This is a genomic window from Dietzia maris, assembly GCF_014144855.1.
GTDB classification, from domain to species: domain Bacteria; phylum Actinomycetota; class Actinomycetes; order Mycobacteriales; family Mycobacteriaceae; genus Dietzia; species Dietzia kunjamensis.
On record NZ_JAALDN010000540.1, the window covers coordinates 1 to 3,780 of the forward strand.

Genomic DNA, 3,780 nt, shown 5'->3' on the forward strand with positions numbered 1-3,780 from the left:
CGGGTGTCCACCAGAGCGGGAACGGTCCACTCTGGCAAAAACTCTGGCCGAAGCTGCCAGAACGCCTCCAGCGCGCTCACGTGCAAGTAGACGACACGTTGGGGGAGTACTCGTGATCGACTTCGACGCCGCCCGCACCCGCTTCACCGAGAAGATCGACATCCGCCGCGAACGTGAGCAGGAGGCCGCGGAGAGCAACCCCTGCGACCACGCGTGGCAGATCTTCCGCGAGACCATCCGCTCGGACAACGACAACTTCCACGGGACCGCTCACTACCGGGTGAAGGCCTGCCCGAAGTGCCGAACGAAGAAGCGCCTCGAGTTGGTCGTACAGCCTTAACCCTCCTCCTCCCGAAGCGCCCGCACCGACTCAGGCATTTCAGAGCACGAGTCCTGCCCCACGTGCTCGTAGTCGCTTGCATCGCCCACGATTCCGACTTGATCCATGAGGGTCTCGTACCCGCCGCGGTAGGCGATACCTCCCAGTCCACGTTCGTAGACGCGGTGCAGGAAATCCCCCTCGTTCTTCTCGGAGCTGATCACGTAGGGGCCGCTGTCATCGGTAGCCCGGTGCGCATCAGAGGGGAACGGGAGCACACCGATCAGCAGCGCAGCTTGGAACTCGCTCACGTACCACGGAGGGGCACCGTAGTAGTACCAAGTCGCAGCGCAGACGCCGTAGATGTTCGGGCCGAACTGCGCGAAATTGAGATACAGCTCGAGCACGCGATCCTCGGGAACCATCCTGGCCATGCCGAGGGCGATCAGTAGCTCGACGCCCTTGCGCTCCACCGACCGCTCCTCGCTGAGATAGAGGTTCTTGACGAGCTGCTGGTGGATGGTCGATCCGCCCACAATGTCTCGCTCTCCAGCCAGGTAGCGCTGCGCCGTATCGGCAAACGCAGCCCAGTCGACCGCGCCGCTTCGCACGCCGATCTGCGCGTCCTCGATAGAGATCGCCGCGGCAACCAAGTAGCGGCTGATGTGGTCCATGCCCACCCACTGGTGGATCGGGTCGGGGCTCCGGTCCATGAAGGCTGTCGACTTTGGAGTGTTCCAGCGGACCCCGCCGGCTGCCCACGCCCACGTGCCCGCTCCACCCACGAGCGCGAGCGCGAGAACCACGGAGACAATTGTCCGGCCATGCCCAGCGAGCTTTTTCATCCAATCGGCAATGTCGTAGATCGGTCCGAGTAGGTTCCGGAAGATCCACGTCCAGAAGCGATAACCCCGGGGCTCGTCCTCAGGCTCGGCCTGCCGCTCTGGTTCATCGTCGTAGTCGAGGTAGAAGACCTCGGTGTCGGCGTTCGCCGGGTCGTAGGGTCCCTCGCTGTAGGCAGTGGCGGTCATGGTGGCCCCCAGGCGGTGCAAGCCCCCGGTCGAGTTGGACGACCGGGTTGGACCAATTATCCGAGAGGCGAATTACCTGGTCAACGCCGTCACCTTAGTTCGCCGTTACCACTGCCACGTAGCGTGCTCCGCTAATTACTCGGGATTAATGTGGCTGGCAGTCAGTCGACAATCCAACGATTTTAGATCGCGTCGCCGCGATAGCCAGGTGACGCCCGAGCTCGGGTGGCCCGGCCCGCTCCCGGTACCACTCAGGAGCTTGGATCGCGCGGTTAAACCCTGACGAGCGGAGCGGCTGTCCTGGGGAATGCGAGTGGTTCTGCCTTCGGATTGGTAGCAGTGCTCAAGGTCGTTCGGTCGTTCGGCCAAGTACTGCCGATCTAGTGTGTACCCTGCTCGCTGTGAAACCTGACGCTTCTAAAGTTCGCCTTGGCGACAACAAAGACCAGATCATCAAACTGCTTGACGAGTTAGTCTTGCGCCCCCGACTCGAGCTGATTAAGTGGTCGCGGATAACGAAGCAGACGCCCAACATTAAGATCGGCTACCCAGGTCAGCATCTGTCTTCGCTGGTCACAGGAGTGGAAGGTAGCCGGACTGGAGCCAGAGGGCATGACCTGATGGATGGATCTGAGGTGAAGTCTTGCTCTCGGATCGATCAGCTGGACAAGTGCAAAGAGTGCAAGGGGGCCGTGGCGCGGCTAGAAAATGAGTGTCCCGAGTGCGGCAGTACCAACATCAAGCGCAACAACGATTCCAAGTGGCTTTTCAGCATTCGGACCGAGTCAGAGCTCGAGCTGCTAACTCGGAGGGTCGAGCGTGTCCTGCTGATGATCGGTGATCATCCGAACTTCGACCAGGGCGACTACTCAACACTTCGTTTCCAGGCTTTCGAGATATGGCCTGGGCACGAGCGTCATCGGCACTTCGTCACGTTAATGGAGAACTATTACCACAATCTGTATCTGGGTCATAAAGCCAAGAATGCCGCTGCGACTCCTGCGCCAAAGAACTTCTGGCCTTACTCGTTCCAGTACTACATGTGCAATCCGATTAAGACCTTCAGTTGCACGGTTGTCAATTCGGACACCGCCCCGGTTGCCACCGTTGACTACTTCCTCGATCCGAAGGCGGACCGAGAGCCCTTGGCATCCGAGCTGATGCCGGGAGCTTTACTCAACACCACCGAGCTCAATCAACTTCTAAAGCTTGGTGACGCCGAGCTCGATCAGTTCCTGACTGATGACGTCTCACCTCAGAAATTCAGGGCGATGCCTGATGGCAAGCGGAAGAAATCGCTAGCACCACTGGACGAACGGGCGCGATCTAGGTTTACTCTTCGCGATACGGACGTGCCAACGCCCCACTCGTCTCCCTATAGTCGCTCCACTGTGAGCTAGAGCGGCAACGTTTCTTGCGGTGCGTGCTCAGCGATGCGCTTCTGCGCAAGCTCCACGTATTTTTCATCCTTCTCGATCCCGATATAATTTCGGTCGAGATTTAGACAGGCAAGAGCGGTTGATCCTGATCCTGCGAAGGGGTCGAGAACAGTCATACCAGGACTGGAGCTGGCAGTCACCAGTCGCTCGATCAGATGTACCGGCTTCTGAGTCGGGTGATGTCGCTTCTCGCTCCAGAAGTCGATGTCTCGCCAGACGTTGGTGTGGCCCATCTCAATGTTAAAGACCTGGCCGATCTCAGAGTAGGGAAGGTCGAACTCGAGCACCTCTGCAAGTCTGCCCCACATCTCCTCGGTGGGGACCTGGGCCAGGATGTTATTTCCAGTGTATAGCGACCATACCCCGCCACCATTCGTCTTTACGCCTAGACGTTGATTGATCTCATGGTTTTTAAGTCCCATGGTCTTTTGGCGGTCTTTTAGAAAGTCCTTGATGAACGGTTTTGCATTATGCACAAAAAACCAGATCGTCTCTGTTACATTCGGAAACTGCTTGTAGCGACTAGTGTGCCGTCCACCCAACGCCCGTTTCCCTTTGTCGATGATGATTTCTTGTCGGAATAAGAAATTGCGTTCGGCGAAAGCTTGGTAGAGGTAGATGAGGTTTCGGGTATAGCCGAAGATGTAGACGCTTCCGGATAGCTTAATGACCCGCGCCACCTCATCGAGCCACTGCACGCACCAATCCACGTAGTCGTTCTTGGTTCGCCATTCGTAGTCCCATCGTTCATTGGCGATCTTCCAGTATGGCGGATCGATGATCACCAGGTCGACAGACCGGTCAGGCAGCTGTGTTAGTGCTTCGATGCAGTCTGCGTGCACGATCTCGTTCAAAAAACTTGTCACAGAGGTGTCCTACGGGCCGGTGGCGAACGGGGCGGACGGTCAGTGTACTCCGCGGTCCCAGACCCCCCCTACACACGCTGGCGCGGCCCGCTGCTAGGGCGTGTCTCCCATAGCTGAGCGGTGAC

Annotated in this window: 4 protein-coding genes; 2 read left to right on the forward strand and 2 right to left on the reverse strand. The window is 58.4% G+C overall.

Annotated elements, in window-relative coordinates; translation table 11 throughout:
* Positions 1 to 112 precede the first annotated feature (112 nt).
* A complete protein-coding gene (locus tag G6024_RS15940) occupies positions 113 to 340 on the forward strand; it encodes a hypothetical protein (protein WP_159149146.1) in 228 nt (75 codons plus the stop codon).
* Here G6024_RS15940 and G6024_RS15945 read toward each other — a convergent pair.
* Positions 337 to 1,350 carry a biosynthetic peptidoglycan transglycosylase gene (locus G6024_RS15945; protein ID WP_159149147.1) on the reverse strand — a complete coding sequence of 338 codons (1,014 nt, stop codon included), beginning with the start codon at positions 1,348 to 1,350 and terminating at the stop codon, positions 337 to 339. The two genes, G6024_RS15940 and G6024_RS15945, sit on opposite strands and share 4 nt — an antisense overlap.
* Before the next feature lie 401 nt (positions 1,351 to 1,751).
* Here G6024_RS15945 and G6024_RS15950 point away from each other — a divergent pair, with 401 nt between their 5' ends.
* The gene (locus tag G6024_RS15950) at positions 1,752 to 2,750 is read left to right on the forward strand and encodes a MamI family restriction endonuclease (protein ID WP_159149148.1); all 999 of its coding nucleotides are present in this window, start codon (positions 1,752 to 1,754) and stop codon (positions 2,748 to 2,750) included.
* Here the strand turns inward: G6024_RS15950 and G6024_RS15955 are convergent.
* Complete coding sequence (locus tag G6024_RS15955; protein WP_159149149.1) at positions 2,747 to 3,655, reverse strand: DNA-methyltransferase; 909 nt, start codon at positions 3,653 to 3,655, stop codon at positions 2,747 to 2,749. The genes G6024_RS15950 and G6024_RS15955 overlap by 4 nt on opposite strands.
* Between the last annotated feature and the right edge of the window lie 125 nt (positions 3,656 to 3,780).

Coding starts and splice junctions, on each gene's coding strand:
- G6024_RS15945 (WP_159149147.1), bottom strand. CDS start 1,350: ATGACCGCCACTGCCTACAGCGAGGGACCCTACGACCCGGCGAACGCC.